This is a genomic window from Eikenella sp. HMSC071B05, assembly GCF_001811325.1.
Classification (GTDB): Bacteria; Pseudomonadota; Gammaproteobacteria; order Burkholderiales; family Neisseriaceae; genus Eikenella; species Eikenella corrodens.
On record NZ_KV804554.1, the window covers coordinates 15189 to 32120 of the forward strand.

11 protein-coding genes are annotated in these 16932 nt (G+C 48.2%); 7 read left to right on the forward strand and 4 right to left on the reverse strand.

All coding sequences use genetic code 11. The features are described 5' to 3' along the window. Positions 1-272: 272 nt before the first annotated feature. Entirely contained in the window at positions 273-614 is a 342-nt protein-coding gene (locus tag HMPREF2796_RS10530) for a hypothetical protein (protein WP_041961345.1), read from the reverse strand. Between the two features lie 55 nt (positions 615-669). Here HMPREF2796_RS10530 and HMPREF2796_RS10535 point away from each other — a divergent pair, with 55 nt between their 5' ends. The 7 genes from HMPREF2796_RS10535 (at position 670) to HMPREF2796_RS10560 (ending at position 13947) form a co-directional block, all read left to right on the forward strand. Beyond that, positions 670-2235, forward strand: coding sequence for a recombinase family protein (locus HMPREF2796_RS10535; RefSeq protein ID WP_003822223.1), 1566 nt, complete (start codon positions 670-672; stop codon positions 2233-2235). A 2-nt stretch (positions 2236-2237) separates the two neighbouring features. Further along, positions 2238-3125: a plasmid partitioning protein RepB C-terminal domain-containing protein gene (locus tag HMPREF2796_RS10540; protein WP_035573732.1), complete on the forward strand. Its 888-nt coding sequence runs from the start codon at positions 2238-2240 to the stop codon at positions 3123-3125. Beyond that, positions 3112-4011, forward strand: a complete 900-nt coding sequence (locus HMPREF2796_RS10545; protein ID WP_003822225.1) for a plasmid partitioning protein RepB C-terminal domain-containing protein — start codon at positions 3112-3114, stop codon at positions 4009-4011. Before HMPREF2796_RS10540 ends, HMPREF2796_RS10545 begins: the two co-directional genes overlap by 14 nt. Before the next feature lie 754 nt (positions 4012-4765). Further along, positions 4766-6040 (forward strand): restriction endonuclease subunit M, encoded by a 1275-nt coding sequence (locus tag HMPREF2796_RS11555; RefSeq protein WP_210385365.1) that lies wholly within the window; start codon positions 4766-4768, stop codon positions 6038-6040. Then, entirely contained in the window at positions 6018-7865 is a 1848-nt protein-coding gene (locus tag HMPREF2796_RS11560) for a site-specific DNA-methyltransferase (RefSeq protein WP_210385366.1), read from the forward strand. Before HMPREF2796_RS11555 ends, HMPREF2796_RS11560 begins: the two co-directional genes overlap by 23 nt. Next, positions 7865-11119: a DEAD/DEAH box helicase family protein gene (locus HMPREF2796_RS10555; protein ID WP_070633549.1), complete on the forward strand. Its 3255-nt coding sequence runs from the start codon at positions 7865-7867 to the stop codon at positions 11117-11119. Before HMPREF2796_RS11560 ends, HMPREF2796_RS10555 begins: the two co-directional genes overlap by 1 nt. Then, positions 11116-13947 (forward strand): SNF2-related protein, encoded by a 2832-nt coding sequence (locus tag HMPREF2796_RS10560; RefSeq protein WP_070633550.1) that lies wholly within the window; start codon positions 11116-11118, stop codon positions 13945-13947. Before HMPREF2796_RS10555 ends, HMPREF2796_RS10560 begins: the two co-directional genes overlap by 4 nt. A 484-nt stretch (positions 13948-14431) precedes the next feature. Here HMPREF2796_RS10560 and HMPREF2796_RS10565 read toward each other — a convergent pair whose 3' ends face one another. The 3 genes from HMPREF2796_RS10565 to HMPREF2796_RS10575 all read right to left on the reverse strand — a co-directional run bounded on the left by HMPREF2796_RS10565 (position 14432) and on the right by HMPREF2796_RS10575 (position 16590). After that, the gene (locus tag HMPREF2796_RS10565) at positions 14432-14854 is read right to left on the reverse strand and encodes a hypothetical protein (protein ID WP_070633554.1); all 423 of its coding nucleotides are present in this window, start codon (positions 14852-14854) and stop codon (positions 14432-14434) included. A 126-nt stretch (positions 14855-14980) separates the two neighbouring features. Further along, positions 14981-15205 carry a SlyX family protein gene (locus HMPREF2796_RS10570; protein ID WP_070633557.1) on the reverse strand — a complete coding sequence of 75 codons (225 nt, stop codon included), beginning with the start codon at positions 15203-15205 and terminating at the stop codon, positions 14981-14983. Then, entirely contained in the window at positions 15205-16590 is a 1386-nt protein-coding gene (locus HMPREF2796_RS10575; RefSeq protein WP_070633560.1) for a Na+/H+ antiporter family protein, read from the reverse strand. The genes HMPREF2796_RS10570 and HMPREF2796_RS10575 overlap by 1 nt, the downstream gene beginning before the upstream one ends. Between the last annotated feature and the right edge of the window lie 342 nt (positions 16591-16932).

Genomic DNA, 16932 nt, shown 5'->3' on the forward strand with positions numbered 1-16932 from the left:
GTCGGCGAACAGGGCAAGGCGGATCATGGGGACGGTTGCAGTTGAGTGATGGAAACAAAACGCAGAGACGGCGGCGCGTCGGGCAATCGAAAAAATATTTTAGCAGCAAACAGCAAACTATTTTTTATTTCCCCGTTCGGTGCAGAGTATCAAACTAATCTACGCCGGCTTGCACGAGAAAAGTTCCCTGAGATGACATTCTCGACACTTAGATCCCTGTATTATGAAATCAAAACAGGCATATCCTTCAGGAGATGCCTGTTTTACTAGTATCAGTCTCTCAGATATGCTTCTGATGAAGCAAGAAATTTTTTGAATTCACACACGAACATTGCTGCCTTCAAGTTTTCGCTTAAACAGATCTGAGTGAGTACGATTTGACGGACAAAGCTCGAATGCTGCATCAATCTGATCATAGCCAAGCTGTCAGGCATAAACCTTTTTTCCAACCAGTTTTTGACTGTTCGCTCTGATACACCTGTCCAATGTGCAAGGTTTTTGACATTGACATGATTTTTCTGCAATTCTTTGTATAAAGCGCTTGAGAGTAACTCTTTCCACATATCTTCATTGATATTCTTCAAGGGAAGTTTTTTTCCATTTGAGTGCAACATTTTTCCTAACTGTTCCTTTATATTTTGTTAATCAATAAATTACCTACCATTTGTTATGGATCCAAAGGAACAGTTATCAAAACAGCAAAAAGCGGTTCTGTATATCCGTATGTCCACGGATCATCAGAAATATTCGCCTGATAACCAGAAAGCTTTTTTGCTGGAATATGCCAATAAGAACGGACTGGCCGTTGTTGGTGAATTTATTGACGAAGGCATCAGCGGAGTCGTGACGCAAAAACGGTATCAGTTCTTGAACTTAATTGATTTGGTCAGAAGCGGCAAAGCAGATTTCGGTCATATTTTGGTTTATGACGCGAGTCGCTGGGGACGCTTTATTGACCCGCAAGAATCTAGTTATTACCAATACCTCTGTCAGCAGCAAAACATCATTCTGCACAAATGTGCGGAACCGATTCCAGTGGCAACAGAAGAGTTGGATCCAGTAGTAACAGGTATCATAGATGTATTCCAGCAAACTTCCGCCGGTCTCTTTAGCAAGGGACTATCAAAGAAGGTTTTTCTCGGACAGGAAAACTTGATCAGGCTCGGTTTTCGACAAGGCGGCTCTGCAGGGTACGGATTGCGCCGTTTGTTGGTAGACGAGAACAGGCAGCCAAAATTTGAGCTTAAGGCCGGGGAACATAAGAGTATCCAAACCGACAGGGTAATTCTGGTTCCCGGCCCGGAACATGAACAGGCCGTTATCCGGAAAATTTACGAGGACTTCATTTACCAAAAAATGAGCGAACAGGCGATAGCTGATGATTTAAACAGACAGCACATTTTGACCGACCGTGGCACCTCTTGGACTAGAGGTGTTGTGCATCAAATCCTGATTAACGAAAAATACATCGGCAATAATGTCTGGAACAAAAGCAGCTATTCGCCCTTCAAACCACATAAAGGCAAGAATGCCTCCGAACAATGGGTACGGGCCAATTCAGTCTTTCAACCCATTGTTTCCACCGTACTGTTCAATGCCGCCCAAAGCATTATCCATCAAAGAAGCCGGCATTGGAGCAATGAAGAAATGCTGGATAAATTAAAGGAGCTACTCAGAATTAACGGCAAGCTGTCTGGCTTGATCATTGATGAAGCCGCAGATTGCCCTTCCAGCAGTATGTTTCGTAGCCGCTTCGGAAGCCTACTTAAGAGCTATCAGGAAGTAGGTTATACACCCAGCCGAGACTATCGCTATCTGAAAATCAATCGTGCCTTGAGACGGACTCATGCAGATCTGGTTGAGCAGACGATTGCAGAAATTGAGCGGCTGGGGGGAGCGGTATCCCGCATTCCGGAAAACGATTTACTCCATATTAATCAGGAGTTTTTTGTTTCTCTAGTGCTGGCACGCTGTCGGATAACCGATGCTGGTACCAAACGCTGGTTTATACGTTTTGACAGTAGCCTTGCTCCTGATTTGACCATAGCTGTGCGGCTGGATGAAACGGCGGAAAAAATAGTAGATTACTATCTACTTCCTTCCGAAAAAACCCATTGTGCCAAAGTGAGATTGACGGAACAAAACCCGATTGACTGGGATTGTTATCGCCATAAAGATTTGAGTCGTTTTTTTGCCATGAGTAAACGGGTATTGATTAAGGAGGCAATTTTATGAGGATGGTGATTCAAACACTACCGATCAATCGAATCAAGGTCCTGAATCCACGCAGTAGGAACCCCAAAGTGTTTAACCAATTGGTCGCCAGCATCGCGGCAGTCGGTCTAAAGCGTCCGATTACCGTTACCAAATCGGAAATATTGGATGGAGAACAATGGTATGGCCTATTATGCGGCGAAGGAAGATTGACCGCCTGCCAAGAGCTAGGTGAAGAGTACATACCGTGTCACATTGTGGAGGTTAGTGGTGACGAAGGATTTTTAATCAGCCTGGCTGAAAATATTGCTAGACGTAAGCACACCAATTTGGAAATACTGTCTGCCATTCGGGTGTTGTATGAACGTGGATATTCCGAAAAAGATATTTCACGAAAAATCGGCCTTCATCAAGCATACATACGGGGAATTTTACATTTGTTGCGAGAAGGTGAGGTACGCCTGATTGCAGGCGTAGAAAAAGGCTATTTGCCGATTGACGTTGCTGTCGATATTTCCCGTGCAAAAGAAAAAGAAGTTCAAACGGCTTTATCCGATCTCTACCAACAACAGAAGCTAAAGCGCGGAGATATTGCCAAAATCAGGAGACTGATCCAACAGAGAAAGCGTGATGGTAAAACTTACCACTTCACTCCGAGGCGTAATACACCTATCAATAAGGAGAAGCTACTTCAAATGTATGAGAATGAGATTAAGCGAAGACAGTTGATGGCAACACAGGCTGAATTTTGCCAACAACAGCTGCTGATCATCCTTTCTGGGTTAAATCGTTTGTTTGAGGATAATCATTTCAAAACACTGCTTCGGGCAGAGAGAATCGTAGATATGCCTGAGAACCTCAGTAAATGCCTGAGCCATTATAGGGAAACATATATCAATGAATCAGCCTAAACACATCGCTTATGCTTTCCAAGCATCATTGAAGAACATCGCGCTCAAAGATATTCAAACCATGCACCCCTTCCCCGCAGGGATACGGGAAAGCGTGAAGTTCAAAAGCATCTTGGCCTCAGTAGAGGAAATTGGTGTTATTGAGCCGCTGGCTGTTTATGAAGAAAACGGTAAGTATCTCTTACTGGACGGTCATCTCCGTCTGCTTGCCTTACAGGAACTAGGAATCGACACGGTAGTATGTCTGCTGTCCACAGACGATGAAGGATTTACCTATAACCGGCAAATTAACCGGTTAAGCCCAATTCAGGAATACCGGATGATCAGCCGTGCAATTGGCAAAGGCATATCAAGGGAGAAAATTGCCAAAACCCTGAATATCAACTTATCCGGAATCGAAAGCAAGTTGAATTTGCTGAATGATATCGCGCCCGAAGTAGCCGCGAAACTCGCAGACAAGCATCTGGCACAAGATACGTTTCGGATTCTCCGAAAAATGAAACCCATCCGACAGATGGAAGCTGCAGATATGATGATTGCAGCCAACAAGTTCACCAAGTCCTATGCTGAGATGATCTTGGTGGCCTCCTCCCAGGAAGACTTGGTTGATCATGCTCAGAAAAAGAAAAAGCACTCGGATAGCTTGGAAAAACTTTCACTGTTGGAACAAGAAATGGACAGGTTGAAGGAGGACTATACTCGGACAGAGAAAGAAATTAGTGATACCAATCTGTCTTTGATTGTGGCTGGCGGTTATTTGAAAAGATTGTTAGATAACTCTGCCGTGAAAGAGTTCATCAGCTTGTATTATGCGGACATCCTAACCGCATTAGATACGGTTTCCCAGCAATTACAACAAGCCCCGATGTCTCTTGAGAAAGAGTAAAGTATCAAAAAAAGCTGCCTCATTTCTGAAAGATGTCTTTTTTAGCTTTGTTACTCCAATCACAAAAAGTACGCCACCCTCCGAAAGGCTGTAGAAATCAGTAGCGTTGTCTACACTTTTTCCGCTACTGAAAGCTTCCATTTTTGCTGAAATAGTTTTTGAGTAGTTATCCGGTGTTGTCAAGAACAGAGTAGGTTTCCTGTGCCTATCGACATTCTTGATAATGCCGGGTAGCTGCTTAATTGGGTCTTCAAGCAAAAATCAAAAGTGTAAACAATACTGTTAATCTCTACATGTAACTAGTGTCGGAAATCAGCTCGGCAAGCATAACTGCTCGGTTGAGTGTGGAATTAATATCTTGTTTGACCAATTTGCGGGTGGCATCTCTAGCGGAGCAGGCGTGGGCTAGATTGATACTGGGTAGGAGCCAATAGAGGAAACGGTCTCTTTACCGTCCATTCAGAAACTGTAGCACTATAGTTTTGAGCCATTGGGTGGTAATGAAGAGTAGGTAGAGGCTGTTGCTATCTGTAAGCTATTACGGCTTGTTAGTTGCTTTGGTTTGTTGGTTATTGGCGAAAGGTAGAGGAAGCAAATAATATCTTTCGATAATTCTGATTATTGCTTTTATATTAGCAACTAAATTCAGGTAAAACGATTACATAACAAATCATTATGAATAGCAAAATATCCTTACGTTTGCTAGAATAACCAAATTTACTTGATTTAACATGATGAATCCTAGGAACCCCCCATGTCCCACCACACCGAGCTGATTAAGAAACTTCAGGAAATCTTCCAAATCGACCGAGCCGACCTTGATTTCGGTATTTACCGTATTTTAAACAGCCGTTCGCAGGAAATCGGCGATTATTTGCAAAACAAATTGCCTGCCAAAATTCAGGCTGCGTTTTCCGCGTCCGGCCAAACGCAGATTGACGGCTGGAAACGGGAATTGGCAGAAGCCGAAAAAGCCGCCGCAGACCTGGGCGCAAACCCTGCCGACCTGCCAAAAGTCAATGAATTAAAAGGTAAAATCGCCGTCGCGCAAAAAAGTGGGGCGGTGGGTGAAGCGGCGGTTTACAACCATCTGCTCACCTTCTTTTCGCGCTACTACGAAGAAGGCGACTTCATCAGCCAACGCCGCTACAAGGGCGATACCTACGCCGTGTCGTACAGCGGCGAAGAAGTGCTGCTGCACTGGGCGAACAAAGACCAGTATTACACCAAATCGGGCGAGAACTTCAGCAACTACCGCTTCAAACTTTCAGACGGCTGTGAAGTATTTTTCCGCCTGACCGCAGCCGACACCGCCAAAGACAACCGCAAAGACAACGATGCCGCCCGCGTATTTGCGCTGGCACAAGAGCGCGTGATTGAAAAAGAAGACGACAACGGCGACATTTACGAAGAAGCGGTTTATCCCGTCCGCGAAATTTCAGACGCTTCGGGCGGCAAAACGCTGGAAATCCGCTTCGAATACATCGTTACGCCCAAAGGCGAGAAGAAGCCGCAGGAAAAAGCCAACGAAAACACCGTCGCCGCGCTCAAAGCCCTAATCGGCGAAGATTGGCAAGCCGTTTGGCAGCCTGCACCGACTGAGAAAAACCCAAACCGCACGCTATTGGAAAAGCACCTTGCTGACTACACCGCCAAAAACACCGCCGATTATTTCATCCACAAAGACTTGGGCGGCTTTTTGCGCCGCGAATTGGATTTTTACATCAAAAACGAAGTGATGGACTTGGACAACATCCAAGACGCGCCCACCTTCGCCAACATCGATGGCAGCCTGCACCAAATCCAAACCCTGCGCGCCATCGCCCGAGAAATCATCGATTTCCTCGCCCAACTGGAAGATTTTCAGAAAAAGCTGTGGCTGAAAAAGAAATTTGTCGCCAAAAGCCACTGGCTCATCACGCTGAACCATATTCCCCAAGAAATGCTAAAAACCGTGTTTGCCAATGCCAAACAGCGCGAAACATGGAAAAATCTTTTTGCAATCAATGATTTACCCCCCCCCCGATGAAAATTCGGATTCCTTTGCCGAATCAAACCCTTATCTGACGGTTGATACATCCCTTTTCCCTGCCGCCTTTCAAACCGCGCTCCTTGCCGCCCTCTCAAACGACCATGATTTAGATGAAGCCACAGACGGCCTGCTCATCCATTCCGACAATTTCCAAGCCCTGAACCTGTTGCAGGCGCGTTATCGCGGACAGGTGAAATGTATTTATATTGATCCGCCGTATAACACGGATGCTTCCCCCATTATTTATAAAAATGGGTATAAGCATTCAAGTTGGGCGAGTTTAATTCAAGATAGGATTAATTTAGGGCTAAATCTCGCCAATCAAACGGCTATTCAATTTACTGCCATTGACCACGCTGAGTTATTTAACTTGGGAAAAATTGAAGACTCCATATTTAAAGAAGAGAACAGGATTGCCATTATTCCAATCCAGCACAACCCGAAAGGACGTAACCAAGCTGTTTTCTTTTCAGAAAATTGTGAATATATGTTGTGTTATGCAAAAGATATATCTAGAGCTTCATTCAACCAAGTAGCTATCGATAAAGAAGTCCTAGATACTTTTATTGAACAGGATAATGATGGAAGGTTTCGATATGAAAATTTTATTAGGGCAAGAACGTCATGGTCAAGGAAGAATAAGCCTAATAATTGGTATCCAATTTACGTTAGTCCTGATTTAAAACATCTGACCTTAGAAGAAACTTCTGGTTATCACAAAGTTTATCCGACTACAAATCAAGGGGAGTTTACTTGGAAAAATATTCCAAGCTCCTTTATAGAGTTAAACAAAGATAATTATTTTAAAGCTGTTTCAGAAGAAGGAAAGATTGTTATCTATCATAAATATAGAGAACAGCAAGTTTTTAAAAATTTCTGGTCTCAGAAGAAATATCAATCTGAATTTAATGGCACAAACCTATTAAAGAATATTCTTGGTATCGTTTCATCTTTCAGTTTTCCAAAATCAATATATGCTGTTTTGGATAGCATAAAAATAGTATCCAGTAAAACCGACCTGATCCTAGACTACTTCGCCGGTAGTGGCACAACTGCCCACGCCGTCATCAACCTGAACCGCGAAGACGGCGGCAGGCGCAAATACATCCTGGTCGAACAGGGCGAATATTTCGACACGGTGCTCAAACCGCGCATGCAAAAAGTGGTTTATGCCGAAAATTGGAAAGACGGCAAGCCCGAAGCCAACAAGGTTTCAGGCAGCCTGCACGGCGTGCCGCAAATCGTCAAAGTCTTAAAGCTGGAAAGCTACGAAGACACGTTGAACAACCTAGTGTTAAAAGACAACGGTGATTTGTTCAATCAGTTAAATGACGGTGTGAAAGAAGATTATCTCTTACGCTACATGCTGGCCGACCAAAGCCGCGATTCGCTGCTCAATATCGATGTTTTCAGACGGCCTTTCAATTATCAGATGGACATCGCCACGAATTCGGCAGGCGCAACGGAACGGATGGACATCGACTTGGTGGAAACGTTTAATTACCTGCTGGGCCTGCGCGTCCATGCCGTCAAAGACCGCATTGAAAAAGACGGCTATCTGGCCGTGGAAGGTACGCTGCCGGACGGGGAAACCGCGCTGGTGCTTTGGCGCGATTGCGAAAAGGTGGGATACGAAGGTTTGGATGCGCTGCTAGGCCGTCTGAAAATCAAACCGCAAGATTCGGAATACGGCACGGTGTATATCAACGGCGACCACAACATCGCCACGGTGTGGGAAAACGAAAACGGTGTTACAGGCCGTCTGAAAATCCGCCAGATTGAAAGCGAGTTTATGGCGTTGATGTTTGGGGAGGCGCAATAATGGCGAAAAAACCGACTTTCCACGACCATCTGATTTTAAACCGCTGGCTGCTCTCGCTGTTCCACAAAAAAGATTTGGCAACACTCAAGGCGCAGATGGGCGGCGATGAATACGAGGGCGAAGCCAAAGATGAACAAAGCGGCTTTTTCCACCAACTGACGGGCGTTTTGTTTTTCGGCGAAGGCTCTGCCTTGTCGGAAAACGATTTGCGCCGCTACGATTTGAACGTGTTGCGCCATTGGCGGCAAATCACGCAAAAGCGCAATAAAATCTACCATCAGGAATTGAAGCTGAAATATTTCCAATATCTGTCGCTGATTTTTACCGAGATTTATCTGGATTGGTATTTCAACCGCCGCGATGCGCTGCTGGAGGCGTTGAACGAACAGCTTGAACAATATCAAAATGAAACGGGTAAGGCGGCGGAAAAGTTCGCGCCCTATCAGGCGGAAGATTTGAATATGACCGCCTTTTGGAACGCCACGGGCAGCGGCAAAACGCTGTTAATGCACGTTAATATTCTGCAGTATTTGGAATATTCGGACAAAAAGCCTGACAAAATCATCGTCTTGACCCCGCGAGAAGGCTTGAGCAGGCAACACGTCGCGGATTTGGCTTTGTCGGGTTTCGGCGCGTCCTTGTTTGCTGAAAACGGGCAGTCTTCGCAATATGCGTTTGATTGGTCGGCGGACAAAATCAAAGTGGAAGTCATCGATATTCACAAGCTAGGCGAAAAGTCGGGCGAAAAGGTGGTGTCGGTGGAAGCGTTTGCGGGTAACAATCTGGTGCTTGTGGACGAGGGACACAGCGGTTCGAGCAAGGAAGACGGCGCGTTCCAAAAGCGGCGCGAAGCCTTAACCAAAGGCGGCTTTTCCTTTGAATATTCGGCCACTTTGGGGCAGGCGGTGGCGGGCAAAAAGAATGCCCTGCGCGAAAAATACGCCAAATCCATTTTGTTCGACTATTCCTACAAATATTTCTACGCCGACGGCTACGGCAAGGAAAGCCTGATTCTGAACCTGAAAAAAGGCGCGTATTTCGCCGAACATGAAAAGTTGTATTTCACCGCCTGCCTGCTGTCGTTTTACCAGCAGATGTATCTGTACCGGAAACACGAAAGCAGCCTGCACGTTTGGAATATCGAAAAGCCTTTGATGATTTTTGTCGGGAAAAGCGTGGCCGACAAAACGGGTAGCAGCGAAACCGCCGAACAGAAAACGGAAAAATCGGACATGTTCCATGTGTTGTCGTTTTTGGCGTTTTTCCTGAACGAGCGGGAAAAAGTGGAAAGCTATCTGGCGGATTTGGTGGCGGACAAGGCAAGGCTTTTGGACGATAAGGACAACAATATCTTCCTGCGTCGCTTTGCGCCATTGATGGATTTTCCGGGCAATTCGGCGGCTTTGTACGACGATATTCTACGTTTGGTGTTCAATGCCGAAAACGGCGGACGCTTACAGCTCAAGCAGCTTAAAAAGGCGGAGGGCGAATTGTCGCTGTCGGTCGGCGGTTTCCCCGCGTTCGGCGTCATCAATATCGGCAATGCGGCGGATTTTGCCAAATCGGGCGAAAACTATCGCGATGAATTCGATACTTCGGGCGATGAATTTTCAGGTAGCCTGTTTGATACGATTAATACGCCTTCGGGGAATATCAATTTCTTGATCGGCTCGAAAAAATTTACCGAAGGCTGGTCGAGCTGGCGCGTTTCCACCATGGGGCTTTTGAACATGGGCAAAAGCGAAGGCAGCCAGATTATCCAGCTTTTCGGTCGCGGCGTGCGCCTCAAGGGACAGGGCTATTCGCTCAAGCGCAGCCTGCCGGGCGAGCGTCCGTACGGTGTGCATCTGGAAAAGCTGGAAACGCTCAATATTTTCGGCATCAACGCCGACTATATGGAAAAATTCCGCGAATATTTGGCGGAAGAAGGCGTGGATACCGAAGACATCATCACGCTGGACTTTAAAGTTCATCCCAATCTGCCGCAGGGCGTGAAATTGCGGACTTTGGCTTTGGACGACGAATACAAGGGCAACCGCCAAAAAAGTTTCAAGCGCAGTATGAATGTGGATTTGTTCGACATTCCCAAACAATGGCAGGGCAAAATCAAGCCGCCTTTTGCCGTGTTGGACTGTTATCCGCGCATTCAGGCACTTGCTAGCAAGGGTAATCAGATTGCCCAATCCAAAGACAGGCAGAAACAGACGGCTGCGCTGAACAGCAATCTGTTTGAACTGTTCGACTGGGACAGGATTTACCTGAAATTGCAGCAGCACAAGCTTTTGCAGTCTTGGAACAATCTTCGTTTGGACAAAGGTCGTCTGAAAACTTTTGCTGAAACAACCGGCTGGTACAAACTCTATATCCCGTCATCCCAATTGGCAGTGCAATCCTTTGCCGACGTGAAAAAACAGGAAGGTCTTTTGATCGAATTGCTGCTGGACTATGCCGATGCGTTTTACAAGTCGCTCAAAGCCGCCTACGAAGGGCAGTTTTACCGCGAGAAAATCGTGGACGAAAAAAACGGTTCCATGCTCGACAGCTATCTGTTCTCCATCAACAAAACAGAAGACGGCGGCGGCTATGAAGCCAAATTGAACGATTTGAAACGCCGCGTGGAATCGGGCGAATTGGCGGAGATGGTGGGCTGGACTGCACCGAATGTGGAAGCCATCTGCTTTGACCCGCATCTGTTTTACCCGATTATGGTGTTGGAAAACAAAGAGGCTTTGCCCTTTACCATGAAGCCGCTGTCCATGAATGAAGAGAGCGAAATTCAGTTTGTGAAGGATTTGCAAAAGGCGGCGGGGGAAAAAGGCCGTCTGAAAGAATGGACGGGGGACAAGGATTTGTATCTCCTGCGAAACGCGGCAAACAAAGCCAAGGGTTTGGGTTTTGCGCTGGCGGGCAATTTCTATCCCGATTTTTTGTTGTGGCTGGTGGACAGGGAAAGCGGCAGGCAGTGGCTGACCTTCATCGACCCCAAAGGCATACGCCACATGACGTGGGAACATCCGAAATTCGGTTTGCACGAAGAAGTGGAAAAGCTGGAACAGTCTTTGAAGCTGCAAGATTTGACGTTGAACAGCTTTATTTTGTCCGTTACGCCGTATAAGGGCTTGCTGGACGACGGCGCGGCAGCCGTGTTCGACAAAACCGAAGACGAGTTCCGCGAAAAACATATCCTGTTTATGGAAGACGAAAATTATCTGCAAACCATGTTCGACATGATTTTAAACGGGGATAAAGTATGAACATCACGCCGCATCAGGCCAAATATTACGCGCACCAGCTTTTGTGCCAAAAAAGCGGCGACGAGCGGCTGTCGCAGGCTTTGTTTGAAGCGCAGGTGGATTTGCAGCCGCACCAAATCGATGCCGCATTGTTTGCTTTGGAAAACCCTTTGCGCGAAGGCGTGTTGCTGGCGGACGAGGTGGGTTTGGGCAAAACCATAGAAGCAGGTTTGGTATTGTGCCAGCTTTGGGCGGAACGCAAACGCCGCCTGTTGGTGGTTTGCCCCGCCGCGTTGAGAAAGCAATGGCAGGCGGAATTGCGGGAAAAGTTTTCGTTGCCGTCTTTGGTGCTGGACAAAGCGGTTTTAAAGCAGCAAAACCGCAGCCTGACCGATTTTCTGACTTCGCAAGCAGGCAGGCAGGTTTTGGTGGTTTCCTATGAGTTTGCCGCCAAATGTGCCGCCGAAATCAATGCCGCCGGCTGGAATTTAGTGGTGTTTGACGAAGCACACAAATTGCGCAATGTCTATAAAAGCGGCAGTAAGCAGACGCAAACGCTTTTAAATGCGTTTGCAGGCAGTCAAAAACTACTGCTTTCCGCCACCCCGCTGCAAAACTCACTGATGGAATTTTACGGCTTGTCGCTTTTTATGGACGAACATTTGTTCGGCAGCAAAAAGGAATTTCAAAAGTGTTTTATCAATCGTGGTGATACGGATGAATTGCGGACGCGCTTATCGCCTTATGTGAAACGCACGCTCCGCAAGGATGTGTTGGAATATATCCGATACACCCGCCGCCACACCATCACGCAAAATTACCGCCTGAACGATGACGAATACGCGCTTTACATGGCGGTTTCCGATTTTTTGGCCAAAGGTGAATCCTACGCCCTGCCGAAACGGCAAAGGCATTTGACGGGATTGGTACTGCGCAAACTTTTAGCATCTTCCACACCCGCCCTTTCTGGGGCGCTGGGCGTTATCCGACAAAGGCTGGATACAATGCAAAAAACGGCTCAAAAGCCGTCTGAAAGCCTATTTGCCGCCTTGGGCGAAGATTTGGAAGACTGGGAAGCATTTGATGATGACGAAAACGACGGCGATGCGGAACCCATAGACTTCAAACTGCTGGCGGCGGAAATCGCTGAAATGGACGGCTTCATCAAACATGCCCGTGCCCTAACGCATGACAGCAAAGCTCAAGCACTGCTGCAAGCCTTGAAAACCGGTTTGCAAAAAATGCAGGAAGCAGGTGCGGCGGACAAGGTGGTAATTTTTACCGAATCGGTACGCACCCAAGAATACCTGTTTGAATTTTTAAGTAAAAACGGTTACGAAGGGCAAATCGTACTGTTTTCCGGCAGCAACAAACATCCCGACAGCCAACGGCGTTATAAGGTGTGGCTGGATAAAAACGCGGGCAGCCCGCACCACACCGGCTCGCCCGCCGTGGACAAACGTACCGCGCTGATTGATGCCTTTAAAAATCAGGCAAAAATCATGATTGCCACCGAATCCGCCGCCGAAGGCGTAAACCTGCAATTCTGCTCGCTGCTCATCAACTACGATTTGCCGTGGAATCCGCAGCGCATCGAACAGCGTATTGGCCGCTGCCACCGCTACGGGCAACAGTCGGATGTCGTGGTGATTAATTTTTTGAACACCCGCAACGATGCAGATCGCCGCGTGTTGGAACTTTTAACCGACAAATTCAAACTGTTTGATGGCGTATTTGGAGCGTCCGACGAAATTTTGGGCAGGATTTCAGACGACCTGGATTTTGAAAAGAGAATATTGGAAATTTACAACACCTGCCGCACGCCCGAAGCGATTCAGACGGCCTTCGACCGGCTGCAACAGGAACTGGAAAGCCAAATCGCCGAAACGCGGAAACTGGCGGAAGAGCGACTGTTGGAATATTTCGATACCGATGTGCACGACCGATTCAAAACCCGTTTGCAGCAAACCCGCGAGCGTCTGGACGATTTTCAACGCTGGTTTTGGCTGGCCAGCCGCTTCGCCTTAAACAACTACGCCGACTTCAATCCGCAAAGCTACCGCTTCGACCTGAAAACCGCCCCCGAGCCGCATTTGCATTTGGGTGCATACCGCCTGCTCAAAGACGATGACGAAACCGCCGCCCTGCACCGCCCGAATACCGACTTGGGGCAATGGTGCATCGCACAATGCCGAAATGCCTACACGCCAGTTGCCGAAATCACATTTGACTACATAGGTTTTAAAGGTGGGAAAATCAGCATACTGGCTCAGAACCAAGGCAAAAGCGGCTGGCTTTCGGTGGAAAAACTCAAAATCCACTCCCACGCGGACACCTTCGAAACCCTGCTGTTTACTGTCCGCACCGACAACGGCGAATGGCTGGATGAAGATTTTTGCCAAAAACTCCTTCTTCTTGGCGCGGAACAAACCGGCCGAGCCCAAGCCGTCCCATCCGATATTACCCAAAGTGCCGAACTACGGCGCGGCAGCTTTTTTGCCCAATACCAAGAACAAAATAACCGCCACTACCGCGAGCGTGTTTTACAATTCGACCGCTGGGCGGAAGACCAAAAGGCCGCCTTGGGCGACGAATTGGGAGAAGTCAAAATAAAAATCAAAAATGCCAAACGGGAACGCGATTTAGCACAAAACACCGCCGAATTGGCACAATACGAAGAGAAAATCCGCAGATTGGAACAGCAAAAGCGCCGCTTGAGAAACACATTGGACGACAAAGAAGACGAGATTGATGAAAAACACGAGGCATTAATTCAGGAGCTGCGCCGTCAGACGATATTTGAAAAAGACATGGAGACTTTGTTTTCAGTCAGGTGGGAGATTGTTTAGGAAACGACTTGAGTCCTATAACTGCTTAGAGCCTGTATAAACAATGTTGTCAGGCATAATTTTCTTTGGCACAAATTGTGGCACAAATGACCGCAGCCAGTAGTATATGAACAGATAAAAAAACGCCCTAAATCAAGGGCGTTTGTCTATACACATACTACTGGTTACGGGCTAGGTGGGTTCGATTCCCCCCGCCTCCACCAGATTTCCTTTTGTAAAACTTGTTTGGGCAGCCTTCGGGCTGCTATTTTTTGTGTGTTTGAAGTGTGTTGGCAGTGTAGAAAGGCTACCTGAAAGTTTCAGGTAGCCTTGATTTGTAGTGGATCAAAATAAGAATGCTACTGTGTAAGTTCGCTAGGTTGTATTGTCTGAGGCTTTTCGCTTTATTCCACTCTTATTTTCCCACTATTTGATAAAGTTTTGCTGTGGCTAAACCGTTTCCGTTATGGCAAACGCATCAATGCAGTTTGAAGGATGTGGTTGATTACAGAGATCTTCGGAAATACCGGCCAATTTGGTGAGTGCGGCAATTCACGCGCCATTTGTTGCTGTTTTGCCAATAATAATCCACGATGATGCCTTGGTTATCAGTGTAGAAGATGCGGTCTTGGTTTTGGCCGTAGCAGACGTCGCTATAGTAGTTGGTAATGATGGGGCCGTTTTGACTGCTGCCTTCGTATTCACGGCCGCCGTAGGAGTAATAAGTATAGCGCCAGAGGTAGGCATAGCGATTGTTTCCCGATTTGACTCTACCTTCTGTCGGTTCGACGCCATAGGATTTGATAACGGCATCGATGGGTTTGCCAACAAAGCGTTTCATACGTGTGTCTAGGCTGGCGCAGCCGGCAGTGAGGCAAACGAGGCCGACCAGGAGGGCGGTACGGCTGATGGAGATTGGGGAGGGCATGATGTGCTTTCTTATGGTGGAAATGAGGGGCGGAATGATAGAAAAGGAATAGGCAAGTTGGCAAGAGGCTACCTGAAAAACATGAAACGTTTTCAGGTAGCCTCTTGGTTGATACACGCTTGGCCTTTAATAATGCGGTGGGATTTCGGCGGCGGGATTAAAGGACTGATTCGCCCCACCGCCGTCTTTTTCCTGCAAGCGGCCGTAGAGCAGTCGCAGCTGGGCCTGTTGCAAGTCTAAGGCTTGCTGCAAGCGGGCGACGGTATCGTTCAGGCTGTCGAGCAGGTCGTTTTGCAGGGCGACCTGAATTTCCAGCTCGGCCAGTCGCGCTTCGGTGTCGTTCTGCGTCATCACAGCACCATGGCAGCCACCCAGCCTGCGGCCATCAGCGGCAGGTTGTAGTGGATGAAGGTGGGGATAACCGAATCGTAGATGTGGTCGTGTTGGCCGTCTACGTTCAGGCCGGAAGTGGGGCCGAGGGTGGAGTCGGAAGCAGGCGATCCGGCATCACCCAGCGCGCCGGCGGTGCCGATGATGGCCACGGTGGCCAGCGGCGAGAAGCCCATGCTGGCGCACAGGGGAACGTAGATGGAGGCAATGATGGGCAGGGTGGAGAAGGAGCTGCCGATGCCCATGGTTACCAACAAGCCGACGGCGAGCATAACCAGGGCGGCCATGCTTTTGTTGCCGGCAAACAGGCTGGCGCTGGTATCGACCAAGGGTTTGATCTGGCCGGTGGCCTGCATCACTTCGGCGAAGCCCTGGGCGGCAATCATAATGAAGCCGATCATCGCCATCATGCGCAGACCACTGTCGAATACCGCATCCACTTCGCGGCGGCGCACCACGCCGGTGGCCATGAATACGCCGAAGCCGATCATCGCGCCCAAGAGCAGCGCGTCGTCGTATACCAGCTGTACCACAAAGGAGGCCACAATCGCCACTACGGCCACCACGCTGCGGTAGGTGGAGATTTTCGGCGCATTGGCCGCAGCCTGCTCGGAGCTTAAATCCACCTGGTTATTGGTGTAGTGGCGCGGTTTGCGGTAGTGAACGAAGGCGAGCAGCAGCCCCACAAGCATGCCGGCCGCGGGAATCGCCATGGCTTCCATCACGTTGACGCCCTGCACGTTCATACCGGCTTTTTGAATATTGGCCAGCAGGATTTGGTTTAAGAAAATCGCGCCAAAGCCATAAGGCAGGAACATATAGGTGGTTACCAGGCCGAAAGTGAGCACGCAGGCCAGCAGGCGGCGGTCGATCTGCATGCGGTTGAACACGAGCAAAAGCGGCGGCACCACCATCGGGATGAAGGCGATGTGGATTGGGATGATGTTTTGGCTCATGATGCTCATCAGCAAGAGCGCGCCAATCAGCCCCCATTTCAGGCCGTTTACGCTGGAAGGGATTTGGTCGCGGCTGGCATTGCCGCCCATTTTGCGCACTACCATGCCGGCCAGCTGATAGGGCAGGCCGGAGTGGGCAATCGCCATGGCAAACGCGCCGAGCATGGCATAGGAGAGCGCAATCTTTGCGCCGCCGGCCAAACCGCTTTGGAAATGGGTAATTACACCTTTGGTGACGACTTCATGGGTGGCCGGGTTGGTAACATCCGCCAGCGGCAACCCGGCGGCCAAGCCGCCCACAAATGCGCCGATAACCAGGCTTAACACAACGTGTACGCGTGCCGCTGATAAAATCAGCATCACCAGCACAGCCAACACTACGGCATTCATTTTGCTTTCTCCTTTCCTGCGCCTAATCCGCATCCGCCAAAAGCAAAAGCCAAAGCCCAATTTCTCCGTTTATTGCCCGATGTGGAGAAATAAGTGCTTTAGCTTTGTGGCCGGATGGACATTGGCCGCAGATTTATTTCATTAATCGGGAAATGAGTATAACAACGGAAAAAGCGGCAGGCAACAGGCAAATTGATTGGCTGTGAATAAATTTCCCCGCTGATTCAGCAGAATAGTGGGGGCTACCTGAAAAGCAGGAAAGTAGTTTCTGCATAAGCAGAGTTTAGGTGCAGGTGAGCGGAAAAGATAAGGGGCTGTCCTAGATAACTAGGTTAGACTATC